Raw genomic sequence first — 15,228 nt, 5'->3', positions numbered from 1 at the left:
GCGGTGTGCCGCGCCTGCACCGGCGGAGACAGGAAGAACAACATGGTTTCGCGTGTAATACCGGTCGATCCGTTTGACCTGGTGATTTTCGGCGGCACGGGCGATCTGGCGCAGCGCAAGATCCTGCCGGCGCTGTTCCGGCGTCATTGCGCCGGCCAGCTGTCCGGCGATGAGCGGATCATCGGTGCTGCGCGCACCAGCCTGAGCAGCGAAGAGTACCGGACCGTTGTGGCCGAAGCGCTGCGCGCCCACGCAGGGCCCAAGGCTTGCGGCGGCGGCGCGCTGGAGGCGTTTCTGGAACGGGTGAGCTATGTGGCGCTGGATGCCCTGGGCGAAGAGGGCTGGCCGGAGCTGAGCCGCCAGCTGCGCCCGGCGGCCGATGTGCCGGTTCGTGTTTTCTATTTCTCGGTCGGACCGGGCCTGTTCGGGCCGCTGGCAGAGCGCCTGCACCGGCACGGGCTGGCCAATGCGGATACGCGGATCGTGGTGGAAAAACCCTTTGGCCACGATCTGGAGACAGCCAGAGAGCTGAACCGGACGCTGGCGAGCCATTTCGACGAAGGCCAGATTTACCGCATCGACCATTACCTGGGCAAGGAGACGGTGCAGAATCTGATGGCGGTCCGGTTCGGCAACATGCTGTTTGAGCCCTTGTGGAACAGCCAGTACGTGGATCACATCCAGATCACCGTGGCGGAAACTGTCGGCGTTGAGGGGCGCGAGGAATATTACGAGCGCGCGGGCGCCATGCGCGACATGATGCAGAACCACCTGATGCAGCTTCTGTGCCTGATTGCGATGGAGCCGCCGGCCAAATTCGACCCTGATGCCGTGCGGGATGAGAAGCTGAAGGTGATCCGGGCGATGGAGCCGGTAGAGCCGCACCATATCGTGCGCGGCCAGTACCAGGCCAGCCTGGACCCGGAGGCGCCGCATCCGTCCTACCGCGGGCTGGTCGGCAACCCGCGCAGCACCACGGAGAGCTATGTCGCGCTGAAGGCGCATATCAGCAATTGGCGGTGGGCGGGCACGCCGTTTTATCTGCGCACGGGCAAGCGGCTGGTGAACCGGTCCTCCGTCATCAACGTGATGTTCAAGGATGCGCCGCATTCGATCTTCGGGGCGGAAGCCGGACGTCACGCCAACCACCTGAAGATCCGCCTGCAGCCGAATGAAGGCATAACGCTCAGCGTGACCATCAAGGAGCCAGGGCAGGGCGGGATGCGGCTGATTGACGTGCCGCTGGACATGAGTTTTGCCGAGGCATTGGGGCCGGAGGGCGGCGATCCGCCGGATGCCTATGAGCGGTTGATTATGGATGTTGTGCGCGGCAACCAGACGTTGTTTATGAGGGGCGATGAGGTGGAAGCGGCCTGGGCCTGGACCGATCCGGTAATTGAGGGCTGGAAATCCCGCGGCGATGTGCCTAAACCCTACGTTAGCGGTACCACCGGTCCGGAGGATGCCAATTTGCTGATGCGCCGCGACGGGCGTGAATGGAGGGGGATCAACCCATGAAATTCAACGAATACCCTGATCAGGACATGCTGGCGATCGAAGTCGCAAACGAAATCGCCGGGGATCTGAAAACCCATCTGCTGCATCACGATACGGTGTCCTTTGCGGTTGCGGGCGGCACCTCGCCGGGGCTGATCTTTGACGATCTCTGCGCCGCGGACATCGAATGGGACCGGGTGCACGTCATGGCGACGGACGAACGCTGGGTGCCGCAGGAGCATGCCCGCTCCAACGCGGCGATGATCCGCAAGCGGCTGCTGCAGAACCGCGCTGCGAGCGCGCAGTTCCTGTCGTTCCATGTGCCGGAGCGGGAACCCGAGGACGTGCTGGCGGAGCTTGAAAGCCGGGTGGTGCCGGAGTTGCCGTTGTCTGTGCTGCTCCTGGGCATGGGTGAGGATATGCACACGGCCTCGCTGTTTCCCGGCGCGGCCGGCATCGAGGCGGCGCTGGCATCAGACGCGCCGCCGCTGGCGGTGATGCGGCCTGACAGCCAGCCTGAGGCGCGGATCAGCCTGACAGCCAGAGTGCTGGATGAGGCGATCGCCAAGCATCTGGTGATCTTCGGCGAAGCCAAGCGAAAGGCCCTGGAGCAGGCGATGTCGCTGCCGCCTGAAGATGCCCCGATTCAAGCTGTTCTGTCCGAGGCGTCAGTCCATTGGGCGCCTTGAATACTGGAAAGGTAGAAATGTTTACTGCTTTGAAGACGCTGCAATCCGAAGTTTGCAGCGAAGACATTATCAGTCTGTTTGATAAGGATCCGGGCCGCGCAGACGCTTTCAGCGCCCGGTTCGGGGACCTTCTGTTTGATTACTCCAAAACCCTGATAACCGGTGAGGTCCGGGACGCTCTGACGGCTTTGTGCGGTGAACGGAATGTCGGCGCCAAACGTGAGGCGATGTTCGAGGGCGGACGGATCAACGAAACGGAACAGCGGGCAGTTCTGCACACTGCCCTGCGCGACCCGGACGGGCCGGAGTTGCTGGTCGATGGCGAGGATATCCGCGGACCGATGCGCAAGACGCTGGAGCGGATGGAGGATCTGGCGCGCCGGGTCCGCTCAGCTGAAATGCAGGGGCCGGGCGGCGCCTTTACTGATGTGGTCAATATCGGCATAGGCGGGTCGGATCTCGGGCCGGTGATGGCGACCCTCGCGCTGGCGCCTTATCACGACGGGCCGCGCTGCCATTTTGTGTCCAACGTGGATGGCGCGCATATTCACGACATCTTGCAACGGCTCGACCCGAAGACGACCTTGGTGATTGTCGCGTCCAAGACCTTCACCACCATTGAAACCATGACAAACGCGGCAACCGCGAGGAGCTGGGTCGAGGCAGGCGGCGGCGATCCGGCGCAGCAGTTTCTGGCCCTGTCGACCTCCGAGGAGGAAACGGCGGCTTTTGGTATTCCGCACAAGCATGTGTTCGGCTTTGAGGACTGGGTTGGCGGGCGCTATTCGGTCTGGGGGCCAATCGGGCTGAGCCTGATGCTGGCTGTGGGGCCGGAAGATTTCCGTGCCTTTCTGGCGGGCGGCAAGGCGATGGATGACCATTTCCGCAGTGCACCGTGGGAGCAGAACATGCCGGTGATGCTGGCGCTGACCGGCATCTGGCACAATCAGGTCTGCGGCTATCCGACCCGGGCGGTGCTGCCCTATGACCAGCGGCTGCGGCGGCTGCCGGCCTACCTGCAGCAGCTGGAAATGGAATCAAACGGCAAGTCAGTGGCGATGGATGGCTCGGCGCTGCCGTATCCGTCGGGTCCGGTGGTCTGGGGTGAGCCCGGAACCAATGGCCAGCACGCGTTCTATCAGCTGCTGCACCAGGGCACGTCGGTCATTCCGGCCGAGTTTCTGGTGGCTGCCCAGGGACATGAGCCGGACCTGGCGCATCACCACAAGCTGCTGGTGGCAAACTGTCTGGCCCAGTCCGAGGCATTGATGCTTGGCCGCAGCCTGGAGGAAGCCTGCGCGCTGATGCGGGCCAAGGGGTTTGAGGGTGCCGAACTGGAGCGTCAGGCGCGGCACCGTGTGTTCCCGGGCAACCGGCCTTCGACCACACTGGTTTATCCGAAGCTGACACCGCATGTGCTGGGGCAGATCATCGCCCTTTATGAACACCGGGTGTTTGTTGAGGGCGTGATCCTGGGGATTAACTCCTTTGACCAATGGGGCGTGGAACTGGGCAAGGAACTGGCCAACACGCTGGCACCTTTGCTGGCAGGTGAGAAAAGCGCAGAGGGCAAGGATGGTTCCACCCGCGCCTTGCTGGATTTCGTGCGCGGGGCTGGCGGCTGAACCCGGCTTCGAAAGCGGCGGGGCGGGATTGCGCCCCGCGTGTCTGTTCAGGGCAGCGTGACGCTGCTGGTGATTGTGTTGACGAAATTTCCGCTTGCCGGGTCCGTCAGCGACGAGAATGTACCGCCGCCTTCCGCTCCGGCCCAGGGGCCTGTTCCGCCGCTCAGCTTCCAGCTGCCGGTCAGGGCCCCCGTGGCATCCATGCCTTCTGCGTGCCAGTGCAGCACCACTTTATCTCCGGCCTTGTCGGTAAAGGCGCAGATGCCGCCGCCAGTGACCCCGGACGGAGCGGCCTCAACCGCGCCAAAACACGGTCCTGCGGCACCGTTCATAGGGTGTCCGGCGTCTTCCATCTCGACGTTCTCGTAGGAACTGCTGGTTTGGATCACCATGTGGCCGTCGGCAATTTCAGTGGGTGAGTTGCTTGCGGTGCCGGTCCCGGTGCCGCCCTGTTCCCAGGTTGTGCCTGCAATCGCGGTTCCGGCGCTGAAGGCGCACAGGAGTGCGGCGGTGAAATAGTGGCGTGTCATACTGGTACCCTCCCAAACTAACAGCCCAAAAACAGCGGGCGTGCCCATACAGTTTAACACAAACCGCCGGCGCAAGCGCGGCTGGAACGCTCAAGCGGATGCAGCGGCAATACGCGCGGCAAGTGTCTGAAAACATGGGAGGCTGGAGCGGGTAGCGGGAATCGAACCCGCGCCTTAAGCTTGGGAAGCTCGCATGATACCATTTCACCATACCCGCTTGTGAGGGCAGGAGTATGACGCGGCGGCGCCAAGGTCAAGGGCGCCGCCGCGAAATTATTTCCGGTTCCGGCTTAGCCGCGGCGGCGCCGCCGGCGGCCGCCGCCAGCGCCTTCGCCATCACCGCCGCCGGTGTTGAAATTCACCTGCGGCAGGGTCACAACGGTTTCCAGGATCGGGAAGGGTTCCGCCGAGTTCGGGATCGCCGAGGCGTTCACGAAATGCTCCTGGAAGCGGGGTTCGACGGCGGTTTCGATCTTCTCGATCCGGCGGACGGTTTCCTCAATCTCGCCGCGCGCCTCAGTGTTCAGCAACGCGATGCGGGCGCCGGTGCCTGCAGCGTTGCCGGCCGAGGTGACCTTCTCCAACACGCAATCAGGGATCATGCCCAGCACCATCGCGTGTTTGGCAGAGATATGCGCGCCAAAGGCACCGGCCAAAACCACGCGGTCCACGGTGTCGACGCCGAATTTGTCCATCAGGAGGCGCGCACCGGAGTAGAGCGCCGCCTTGGCCATCTGGATGGCGCGGATGTCCGGGTTGGTGACGGTGATGGTCGGGCCGCCCTCGGCAGAGCCGTCCCACAGCAAGTAGGCATTGGTGCGCCCGTCCTGGATGCAGCGGGCGGAGCCGGTCTGCTCCGCCGAGCCGATCAGGCCGGAGGCATCCAGCACGCCTGCCAGGCGCATTTCGGCAATCGCCTCGATGATGCCGGAGCCGCAAATGCCGGTGATGCCGGTGGTGGCAATGGATTCGGCAAAACCGTCCTCGTCCGACCAGACGTCGGAGCCGATCACGCGGAAGCGGGGTTCCTTGGTTTCCGGGTTGATTTCGACACGTTCAATTGCGCCGGGGGCCGCGCGCTGGCCGCTGGAGATCTGTGCGCCTTCAAACGCCGGACCGGTGGGGGAGGAGCAGGCGAGGACCTTCTCTTTGTTTCCAAGCAGGATCTCGGCGTTGGTGCCCACATCCACGACCAGCACCAGGTCTTCGGATTTGTCGGGCGCTTCCGACAGCGCCACCGCAGCAGCGTCGGCGCCCACATGGCCGGCGATACAGGGCAGCAGGTAGACGCGGGCGGCGGGATGGATGTTCAGGTCCAGTTCCACTGCGCGCAGCGCCAGTGCATTGGAGGTCGCCAGGGCAAACGGTGCCTGGCCCAGCTCAAACGGGTCGATGCCCAGGAACAGGTGGTGCATCACCGGGTTGCAGACAAAGACTGCGTCCACGATCAGCGCTTTGTCGATCTCCGCTTCTGCCGCGATCTGGGTGAACAGCGCATTCATGCCCTCGCGCACGGCGCGGGTCATCTCCTGGTCGCCGCCTTTGTTCATCATCGAATAGGACACCCGGCTCATCAGGTCTTCGCCAAAGCGGATCTGCGGGTTCATGATGCCGGAGGAGGCAACGACCTCACCGGTTTTCAGATCGCAGAGGTGTGCAGCGATGGTGGTGGAGCCAAGGTCGACCGCCAGGCCGTAGATCGAGCCCTCATAGAAGCCAGGCCAGATGTGCATAATCTTGGGCGGGTGGTTTTCGTCACCCAGATGGACGGCGACGGTCACCTTCCAGCCGCCTTTGCGCAGGGCGGGCTGCAGCACGTGCAGGATGTGCAGATCGGTCTTTACACCTTTCACGTTCCACTGGGCGTCCAGAGCCTCGATCAGACGCTCCATGTCGCCGGTGGGCTTGTGCATGTCGGGCTCTTCCACCTCGACATAATACAGCCGGGTGGAAGGGTTCATGGTGATGTCGCGGGCCTCTGCGCGTTTGCGCACCACCTGGCGGTGGACCTGGCTTTCCGGCGGCACGTCAATCACGATGTCGCCCTGCACAATGGCCTGGCAGCCCAGGCGGCGGCCGTCGATCAGGCCGCGCTTGTCCTTGTAGCGCTGCTCGACCTTATTCCACTCGCTCAGCGCGCCCTCCGCCACGGTCACGCCGTGTTTGGGGAATTCGCCGTAGGAGGGGGTGATCTGGCACTTGGAGCAGATGCCGCGGCCGCCGCAGACCGAGTCGAGATCGACCCCAAGCTGCCGCGCGGCTGTCAGGATCGGCGTGCCCACGGGGAAACGCCCGCGCTTGCCGGAGGGGGTAAACACAACGAGGGGTTCGTCAGTCATGCCTGTGGCCTTCTCATTCCGCAATTTAGGCGGAGCATATGGGCTTTTGCGGCAAGCGAAAGGCAATGGGCGGCATTTTCCCGTCTGCTGACGCCATTTTTGACGAATTGATGAGTTTCAAATGCGTTTTCCGGGGGACTTTCAGTCAACCTTCCGCTTGTCCTTCAACTTCTTCAAGCCACGCCAGAATCTCTGCCCGGTTACCATCAAGCCGCGGGGCAGGGCTGCGCGTGGCCGGGTCGGGCAGGCCGGACATCTTGATCGGGTTGCCAGCGGACATATTTTCCGGGCGGCCGTCTTCATCCAGCACATCAACAACCATGTTGCGGGCCAGGATCTGCGGGTCCCGCAGTACCTGATCCACGGTCTGGATCGGGCCGGTGGGAACGCCGGCTTCGCTCAGCAAGGCGATCCAGTGGGCCTTTGGCTGATCCAGTGTCACCGCTTCGATCAGCCGCTTCAATAGGCGCGCGTTTTCGCAGCGTGCCGGGTTGGTAGCAAAGCGCGGGTCCGCGGCCAGCGGCAGCTGCAGGGTATCGCAGAGCCGGGCAAACAGCGCGTCGTTGCCGGCTGCAATCACGAACAGCCCGTCCGAAGCATGGAAGGTCTCAAACGGGGTGATCGACGGATGCCGCGCGCCGGAGGGCTGTGGTGCTTCGCCGGTGACGGAAGTGATGGCGATGGCGTGTTCGAGCAGGGCCAGCTGGCTGTCCAGCATGGCGACGTCGATGAACCGGCCCTTGCCTGTTTTCTGCACGTCCAATAGGGCTGCGAGAATGCCGTGGCCGAGGAACATGCCCGCAACGATGTCGCCGATGGAGGCACCGACCCGGACCGGCTCGCGGTTTTTCTCCCCGGTGATCGACATCACGCCGCCGCGGGCCTGAACCACCATGTCATAGGCCGGTTTCAACGCGTCGGGGCCGGTGTGGCCAAAACCCGAAACCGCACCGTAGGTCAGGTGCGGGAACCGGGCGTGGAGGTCCTCCCAGCCGTAGCCCAGCCGTTGCATCACGCCAGGGCGGTAGTTTTCCAATAGAACGTCTGCCTGGCCCAAAAGGCGCTCGAAAATTTCACGGTCCTCCGGTGCCTTCAGATCCAGCGCGATGCTTTGCTTGCCGTGGTTGATGGAGGCGAAATAGGCGCTGCTGCCGTGTTTGAAGGGCGGGAAGGTGCGGGTGTCGTCGCCGGTCCCGGGCCGTTCGACTTTAATCACCTTGGCGCCGAGGTCTGACAGGATCATCGAGCAATAGGGGCCTGCCAGAACATGGGTCAGGTCCAGGATGGTTATGTTTTCCAAGGGGCCGGGCATGGTAAAATCCTGAGTCATTTCTGCAGCTTTAGTGATAGCTTCGGCAGCGCCCTGCGCATTGACCCAGATCAGCCGCGCGCCAAAGAATTGCTGCGGTGCAGGAATTCTTGGTGCCGGCCTCTTTCCACCCGCAAGGTTCTGTGCCATAGGGTCACCGCCAAACGGGGTTATGCATGAGGACGACCAATGCAGATTCGTGAGGCTCTCACCTTTGATGATGTTCTACTGGTGCCAGGCGCGTCGAGCGTTCTGCCCAACACCGCGGATACGCGCACACGGGTGACCCAGTCGATCGCCCTGAATATTCCGCTGCTGAGCTCGGCAATGGATACCGTGACTGAGGCGCGGATGGCGATTGCCATGGCGCAGGCCGGCGGCATGGGCGTGATCCACAAGAACCTGAACACCGAGGAGCAGGCCCGCGAAGTGCGCCGGGTCAAGCGGTTCGTGTCCGGCATCGTCTACAACCCCATCACCCTGACCCCGGATCAGACCCTGGCCGACGCCCAGGCGTTGCAGGAACGCTACCGCGTCACCGGTTTCCCGGTGGTCGATGGTTCTGGCCGTGTTGTTGGCATCGTCACCAACCGCGACATGCGCTTTGCCAATGATGCCAGCACGCCGGTTTCGGTCATGATGACTTCGAATAACTTGGCAATGCTGCAGGAGCCGGCCGATCTGGAAGAGGCCAAGTCGCTGATGAAGGCGCGCCGGATCGAGAAGCTGCTGGTCTCCGACAAGAACGGCAAGCTGACTGGCCTACTGACCCTCAAGGACACCGAACAGGCAGTTCTGAACCCCACTGCCTGCAAGGACGAGCTGGGCCGTCTGCGCGTTGCGGCTGCCAGCTCTGTCGGTGACAGCGGCTATGAGCGGTCCGAGGCGCTGATCGACGCAGGTGTGGATGTTGTGGTGGTGGACACCGCGCACGGCCACTCCGCCGGCGTGATCGACGCGGTGAAGCGGATCAAGGCACAGTACAGCAACATTCAGGTGATTGCCGGCAACGTGGCCACCGGTGAGGCAACTCGTGCGCTGATCGACGCAGGCGCCGATGCGGTCAAGGTCGGCATCGGTCCGGGCTCCATCTGCACCACCCGCATGGTGGCGGGCGTTGGTGTGCCGCAGCTGACCGCGATTATGGATTGCGCCGCAGCGGCAGGCGATGTGCCGGTCATCGCGGATGGCGGCATTAAGTTCTCTGGCGACTTTGCCAAGGCGATTGCAGCGGGTGCATCCTGCGCCATGGTCGGCTCGATGATTGCCGGCACCGATGAATCCCCCGGTGAGGTGATCCTCTATCAGGGCCGTTCCTTCAAATCCTACCGCGGCATGGGATCGATGGGCGCCATGGCGCGCGGCTCTGCCGACCGCTACTTCCAGAAGGATGCCGCCAGCGACAAGCTGGTGCCGGAAGGAATCGAAGGCCAGGTGCCTTATAAGGGCGGCGCAAACGCAGTGATCCACCAGCTGGTGGGCGGCCTGCGCGCGGCGATGGGCTATACCGGCTGTGCGACTGTCGATGAGATGCGCAAGAACTGCAATTTTGTCCGCATTACCGGTGCCGGGCTGAAGGAAAGCCACGTGCACGACGTTCAGATCACCCGCGAAGCGCCGAACTACCGGGTGGGCTGAGAATATGATGGCCGTTTGTAAGTATGGGGCAGGGGCGTGACCCCTGCCGCCCGCCTGCAGGCGGCCATTGAAATCCTGGATCAGGTGCTGGCAGGAGAGCCTGCCGAGAAGGCGCTGACCTCCTGGGGACGGCGCAGCCGCTTTGCCGGGTCCAAGGACCGGGCGGCAGTGCGCGATCATGTGTTTGATGCGGTACGCTGCCTGCGCTCGCATGCTGCCCTTGGCGGCAGCCGCAGCGGCCGCGGGCTGATCCTGGGCGCGTTGCGCGATGCGGGGCTGAACCCCGATGAGTTTTTTACTGGCCAAGGCCATGCGCCTTCTCCACTGTCCGACACCGAACGGGACCTGCCGAGCGCGCCAGCCGGAGCGGAGGCACTGGATATTCCCGATTGGCTGTGGCCGGAGTTCAGTTCGAGCCTTGGTGCAGAGGCTGAGGCTGCAGCGCTGGCTCTGCGCAGCCGGGCGCCGGTTCATTTGCGGGTGAACACCGCGCGCGGAACTGTTGAACAGGCTATGGAGGCTTTGGCTGGTGAAGGCATCATTGCTGAGCCGCACCCTGCAGCAGCAACCGCGCTGGAGGTGACCGAAGGCGCGCGGAAATTGCGCAATTCCAAGCCCTATCAGGATGGTCTTGTCGAGCTTCAGGATGCGGCCAGCCAGGCTGTGACGGACCGCCTGCCGCTGAAGGATGGCATGAAGGTTCTGGACTATTGCGCTGGCGGCGGCGGCAAGTCTCTGGCCATGGCGGCCCGGGCCGGCCTCCAGAGTTTCGCGCATGACGCCGATCCGCGGCGGATGAAAGATTTGCCGGAGCGTGCCGCGCGTGCCAAAGCGGAAGTCACGCTTCTTTCGACCGGCGATCTCGCCCGCAACGGGCCGTTTGATCTGGTTCTTTGCGACGTGCCTTGTTCCGGCTCGGGTTCCTGGCGGCGGGCGCCCGAAGGTAAATGGCGTCTGACCGCCGAAGGGCTGGCGGATCTGCAACGCATCCAGGGAGAAATCCTGCGCAAGGCTGCCGGGCTGGTGACGCCGGATGGGGTACTGGTCTATGCGACCTGCTCCATGCTTGAGGGCGAAAACAGCGCGCAGGTTCAACGGTTTACCGAGGAAAACCCGGACTGGCATCTGGCGGATCAGAATGGATGGCAGGTACAGGGCGGCACTGATGGCTTCTATGTTGCCGTGTTGACGCGCGCAAAACGCGGTTGTTAGGGTTTCGGCCGAAGAACCTTTGTGTTTCTTAACGTGGTTTTAACCTAAACCGCCGCGTTATGGCGGCAATACGCACTGACCATGGAGCCGCAATGTCCGGTCGCCTAGAATCCTCCGTCCCGGAACTGCGCGTTTACGCACCTGAACACGCCCGGCTGGCCGCAACACTGCTGCTTGCGGTGATGCTGATGGCAGCGCCATGGATCCTGCCGCTGCCGCACTGGATGGGCCGAGGCTTTGTCATGGTGGGGCTGACGCTGGCAGCGGTTGCAGCGCTGCTGGTGGTGCAGACGCGGACGCGGCTGAATGCACGGGCGATGGCGGCGGAACTGCTGACGGGCTTTATCGAAAAGGATGCAACCCCCAGCTTTGTCACCGACGGTGACGGGATGATCCACGCCTGTAATGGCGCTGCGGTGAAACGGTTTGAAGATGCCGGCCGTGAAACGCTGGCGGGCTCGCTGCGGTCAATTCTCGCCAACCCCTCTGCGGTGTTGTACCGGCTGCAAAGCCGCGCCCGTGTCGACGGTGCGGCACGCGAGGATATTGTCACCCGGCGCGGCCATGTGCGTCTGGCCGTGCACCAGATGAGCGGCGGCAGTTTCCTGTGGCGGGTCGAGGATATTCTGGACCGGGGCGGCAATGGCCGCGGCGCGGATGCGCTGCCTATTCCGATGATTACCGTAGGCCGCACTGGCACGGTGCTGTTTATGAACGAGGCCGCGCGCAGCCTGATCGGCGAACGGGTGAAGTCCACGGACCGCCTGTTTCCGGCCCTTCCTGTGCTGCCGGGCCAGATCAACACGCTGAGCACTAAAAAGGGTCCGGTGCAGGTGCTCGTGAGCGAGCAGAACCGGACCCAGGGCCGCAGCGAGCTGTTTCTGATGGAGGTGGATGAAGGCAGTTTTGAATCCGCCCAGGCCGGGTTCGAGGCGCTGCCGGTGCCTTTCCTCAAAGTGGCGCCTACAGGAGAGATCCTGAGCAGCAACCGGATGGCGCTCCGGCTTCTTGGGGTCGACAGCTGCGCCAGCCTGAAACTGGGTCAGCTTATGGAGGGCCTCGGCCGTCCGATGTCGGATTGGCTGCGCGACACTGCCGACGGGCTGGCCCCGAACAAGTCGGAATTCCTGCGGCTGTCGCGCTCGGACAAGGAGGTCTTTGTCCAGGTCACGCTGACCCGCGTGGTGGAAGACGGGACGCCGCTGCTGATTGCGGTTCTGAATGACGCCACAGAGCTGAAGACGCTGGAGGCGCAATTCGTCCAAAGCCAGAAAATGCAGGCGATCGGCCAGCTGGCAGGCGGTGTTGCGCATGATTTCAACAACTTGCTGACGGCGATTTCCGGCCATTGCGACCTGCTGCTGCTGCGCCACGATCAGGGCGATCAGGACTATGGCGATCTGATTCAGATCCATGAAAACGCAAACCGTGCGGCGTCGTTGGTGAGCCAGCTGCTGGCGTTTTCCCGTAAGCAGACCTTGCAGCCGGAAACCCTGGATGTCCGGGATACGCTGTCCGACCTGACCCATCTGCTGAACCGCCTGGTAGGGGAGAAGGTCACCCTGACACTTAGCCACGATCCGGTGATGAAATCGATCCGGGCCGACAAGCGGCAGCTTGAACAAGTGCTGATGAACCTGGTGGTGAACGCCCGCGATGCGATGCCTCAGGGCGGTGAAATCCGGGTCGAGACAGAGGTTGTCTCGCTTGAGAAGCCGCTGGAGCGGAACCGGGCGACGGTACCTGCTGGCGATTGGGTGACGGTAAAGGTCTCTGACGAAGGTGTCGGGATTGCGCCGGACAAGCTGCAGAAGGTGTTTGAACCGTTCTATACCACCAAGCGCACGGGTGAGGGGACCGGCCTGGGGCTTTCCACGGCCTACGGTATTATCAAGCAGACCGGCGGCTATATCTTTGTCGATTCGGTGAAAGGCCACGGAACGCAGTTCACCCTGTTCTTTCCGGTCTACAAGCAGCAGGCTGAGCAACTGGCCGCGGAGAAACCGGAAGCCGGGGCCGATAAGGCTGCCGCCGCTCAGCACGGCGAAGGCGTTGTTTTGCTGGTCGAGGACGAGGCGCCTGTGCGTGCCTTCGCGTCCCGCGCGCTCAGGATGCGCGGCTACACGGTGCTGGAGGCCGAATCTGCTGAAGACGCCCTGCGCACGCTTGAAGATCCCGGACTTACGGTAGATGTATTCGTGACAGATGTGGTGATGCCGGGCATGGACGGTCCCAGCTGGGTACGTGAGGCGCTGAAGGAGCGCCCGGATACCCGAGTTGTGTTCGTATCCGGCTATGCGGAAGGTGCCTTTGGCGAAGCAGAGCCGGACGTGCCGAACTCTGTCTTCCTGCCAAAACCCTTCTCTCTCAACCAGTTGACCGAGACAGTGCACGCGCAGCTGCATTGACCTGACAACCTGCCGGTTCCGGCAGGTTGTGTTTCAGCGGCCTGGAATGCTGCTGTAGAATTCAAACTCAGCCGAGCGTTTGCGCCGCAGATGCGCCTCAGCCTCAGGGCTGAGATCTAAAGGCGCCTGAGGGCTGACGTTTTTGCGTTCCAGGTGGATTCCGGTGTTCAGACGGTATTCAAGAAAACCTTTAAGCGCGTCCTGATCCTCATAGCGGAACAGTTGGGTCACTTTGCAGCCATTGGGCTGGGCCTCCAGGAATTTGGCCTGGCTGCCGACATTGGCAAAGGCGGGCGGCTTGCCTTTGCAATGAGCGCGCAGGAAGTCGTCGAAACTGACCCCCTTGGTCGAGTTGGGCTTGCCGTCCAGCGCCGGGCGTTGACGGTACCGGTACCAGCTGCCCAGCCAGCTGACGGGTTCACGCACGACAGCCGCAACCTCCAGTTCAGCACCGCAGACCTTCTCGAACATTGGCCGGATCCAGCGGTTGTAGCGGTAGAGCGGTGCATGTTTCAGCTCCGGCGGATCGGAAATAACCAGGTCGGCGCGGTCGCGCAGGGCCGCCTGAAACGCGGTGGTGCCGGTTTTGGGAACAGACAGAAGCGCCAGCCGTTCCTTGAAAAATATCATCATTCCGTCAACTGCCCGGTAAAAAATCTTGCTGCCGATTAACCATAAACCAATCTTTAACATCCCGGTCCCGAAGTGGGTACACCAGAAACTTGTTGCAATGTTCTCTTTTTGATCTCATAAGGAACAAGAGGTGAACAAAGCAGTGATTGCCGCGCGCCCCGGTGTGTGACACATAGAAAAGGACAAGGGACTATGGCGGATCTTTTGACCATGAAAAATAAAGTAAGCGGTGACAAGCAAAAGGCGCTCGACAGCGCGCTTGCCCAGATTGAGCGGCAGTTCGGCAAGGGTTCGATCATGAAGCTCGGCGATGGCAATGCCATGCACGAGATCGAGGCAAGCTCGACCGGCTCTCTGGGGCTCGACATCGCGCTGGGGATCGGCGGCCTGCCGATGGGGCGGATCATCGAAATCTATGGCCCGGAAAGCTCGGGCAAAACCACGCTGACCCTGCACTGCATTGCGGAACAGCAGAAAAAGGGCGGCGTTTGCGCCTTTGTCGATGCGGAACATGCGCTGGATCCGCAGTATGCGGCCAAGCTGGGTGTCGATCTGGATGAACTGCTGATTTCGCAGCCCGACACCGGCGAACAGGCGCTGGAAATCACTGACACGCTGGTGCGCTCCGGCGCGGTCAACATGGTGATTGTCGACTCGGTGGCGGCACTGACCCCGAAGTCGGAGCTTGAGGGCGACATGGGCGACAGCAACGTCGGCGTGCAGGCCCGTCTGATGAGCCAGGCAATGCGAAAGCTGACCGGCTCCATCAGCCGCTCCAAATGCATGGTGATCTTCATCAACCAGATCCGCATGAAGATCGGCGTGATGTTCGGCTCGCCCGAAACCACTACCGGCGGCAACGCGCTGAAGTTCTACTCCTCCGTCCGTCTGGACATCCGCCGCATCGGCTCGATCAAGGACCGTGACGAGGTGGTCGGCAACGCAACCCGCGTCAAGGTGGTGAAGAACAAGGTGGCGCCGCCTTTCAAACAGGTGGAATTCGACATCATGTATGGCGAAGGCATCTCCAAGATGGGTGAACTGCTGGATCTTGGCGTGGCGGCCGGTGTCGTCAACAAATCCGGTGCATGGTTCTCCTACGGGGACGAGCGGATCGGGCAGGGGCGGGAGAACGCCAAGACCTTCCTGAAGGACAACCCGGCGATCGCCTTTGACATTGAGGATAAGATCCGCGCCTCTCATGGGCTGGAATTCGAGCGTCCGGAAACGGACGGCGCGGACGATATCCTAGAGGCCTGAAGCATGCCGCGCAAAAGTGGGAACCGGTTTTGCGTTCCCTGGGTATGCGGAATGCTCTAAGCGCCGGAAAATCTGATCAAAACCCAAA

The 15,228-nt window shown here is 62.5% G+C and carries 11 protein-coding genes and 1 tRNA gene; 7 read left to right on the top strand and 5 right to left on the bottom strand.

Features of this window, described 5'->3' with window-relative positions:
• Positions 1 to 42: 42 nt before the first annotated feature.
• The 3 genes from zwf to pgi are packed head-to-tail and all read left to right on the top strand — an operon-like array spanning position 43 to position 3,811.
• Complete coding sequence (gene zwf / locus A9D60_RS09160; RefSeq protein ID WP_065267282.1) at positions 43 to 1,518, top strand: glucose-6-phosphate dehydrogenase; 1,476 nt, start codon at positions 43 to 45, stop codon at positions 1,516 to 1,518.
• Positions 1,515 to 2,186 carry a 6-phosphogluconolactonase gene (gene pgl / locus A9D60_RS09155; RefSeq protein ID WP_065267281.1) on the top strand — a complete coding sequence of 224 codons (672 nt, stop codon included), beginning with the start codon at positions 1,515 to 1,517 and terminating at the stop codon, positions 2,184 to 2,186. The genes zwf and pgl overlap by 4 nt, the downstream gene beginning before the upstream one ends.
• 17 nt (positions 2,187 to 2,203) lie before the next feature.
• The gene (pgi, locus tag A9D60_RS09150; RefSeq protein ID WP_065267280.1) at positions 2,204 to 3,811 is read left to right on the top strand and encodes a glucose-6-phosphate isomerase; all 1,608 of its coding nucleotides are present in this window, start codon (positions 2,204 to 2,206) and stop codon (positions 3,809 to 3,811) included.
• Between the two features lie 47 nt (positions 3,812 to 3,858).
• Here the strand turns inward: pgi and A9D60_RS09145 are convergent, their stop codons facing one another.
• The 4 genes from A9D60_RS09145 to A9D60_RS09130 all read right to left on the bottom strand — a co-directional run bounded on the left by A9D60_RS09145 (position 3,859) and on the right by A9D60_RS09130 (position 8,010).
• On the bottom strand, positions 3,859 to 4,341 hold the full coding sequence (locus tag A9D60_RS09145; RefSeq protein ID WP_065267279.1) for a hypothetical protein: 483 nt from the start codon (positions 4,339 to 4,341) through the stop codon (positions 3,859 to 3,861).
• A gap of 143 nt (positions 4,342 to 4,484) precedes the next feature.
• Positions 4,485 to 4,558 (bottom strand) — tRNA-Gly (locus tag A9D60_RS09140).
• Positions 4,559 to 4,631: 73 nt separating this feature from the next.
• Positions 4,632 to 6,680: an ASKHA domain-containing protein gene (locus A9D60_RS09135; protein ID WP_065267278.1), complete on the bottom strand. Its 2,049-nt coding sequence runs from the start codon at positions 6,678 to 6,680 to the stop codon at positions 4,632 to 4,634.
• Between the two features lie 145 nt (positions 6,681 to 6,825).
• A complete protein-coding gene (locus tag A9D60_RS09130) occupies positions 6,826 to 8,010 on the bottom strand; it encodes a CaiB/BaiF CoA transferase family protein (RefSeq protein WP_441295057.1) in 1,185 nt (394 codons plus the stop codon).
• A gap of 168 nt (positions 8,011 to 8,178) precedes the next feature.
• Between A9D60_RS09130 and guaB the strand changes: the two genes are divergently transcribed.
• From guaB to A9D60_RS09115, 3 genes are all read left to right on the top strand, one after another.
• Positions 8,179 to 9,627 (top strand): IMP dehydrogenase, encoded by a 1,449-nt coding sequence (gene guaB / locus A9D60_RS09125; protein ID WP_065267277.1) that lies wholly within the window; start codon positions 8,179 to 8,181, stop codon positions 9,625 to 9,627.
• 36 nt (positions 9,628 to 9,663) lie between these two features.
• Complete coding sequence (locus A9D60_RS09120) at positions 9,664 to 10,839, top strand: RsmB/NOP family class I SAM-dependent RNA methyltransferase (RefSeq protein WP_065267276.1); 1,176 nt, start codon at positions 9,664 to 9,666, stop codon at positions 10,837 to 10,839.
• A 92-nt stretch (positions 10,840 to 10,931) separates the two neighbouring features.
• On the top strand, positions 10,932 to 13,247 hold the full coding sequence (locus A9D60_RS09115) for an ATP-binding response regulator (protein ID WP_065267275.1): 2,316 nt from the start codon (positions 10,932 to 10,934) through the stop codon (positions 13,245 to 13,247).
• A 33-nt stretch (positions 13,248 to 13,280) separates the two neighbouring features.
• On the opposite strand, the gene A9D60_RS09110 is transcribed toward A9D60_RS09115, so the two are convergent.
• On the bottom strand, positions 13,281 to 13,880 hold the full coding sequence (locus A9D60_RS09110; RefSeq protein WP_065267274.1) for a gamma-glutamyl kinase: 600 nt from the start codon (positions 13,878 to 13,880) through the stop codon (positions 13,281 to 13,283).
• A 192-nt stretch (positions 13,881 to 14,072) separates the two neighbouring features.
• Here A9D60_RS09110 and recA point away from each other — a divergent pair, with 192 nt between their 5' ends.
• Complete coding sequence (recA, locus tag A9D60_RS09105) at positions 14,073 to 15,140, top strand: recombinase RecA (protein ID WP_065267273.1); 1,068 nt, start codon at positions 14,073 to 14,075, stop codon at positions 15,138 to 15,140.
• The last annotated feature ends 88 nt before the right edge of the window (positions 15,141 to 15,228 follow it).

Source organism: Leisingera sp. JC1, assembly GCF_001679925.1.
In the GTDB taxonomy this organism is placed as follows: Bacteria; Pseudomonadota; Alphaproteobacteria; order Rhodobacterales; family Rhodobacteraceae; genus Leisingera.
Note: the sequence above shows the minus strand (reverse complement) of the source record. Positions and strands in the feature narration are given on the sequence as shown.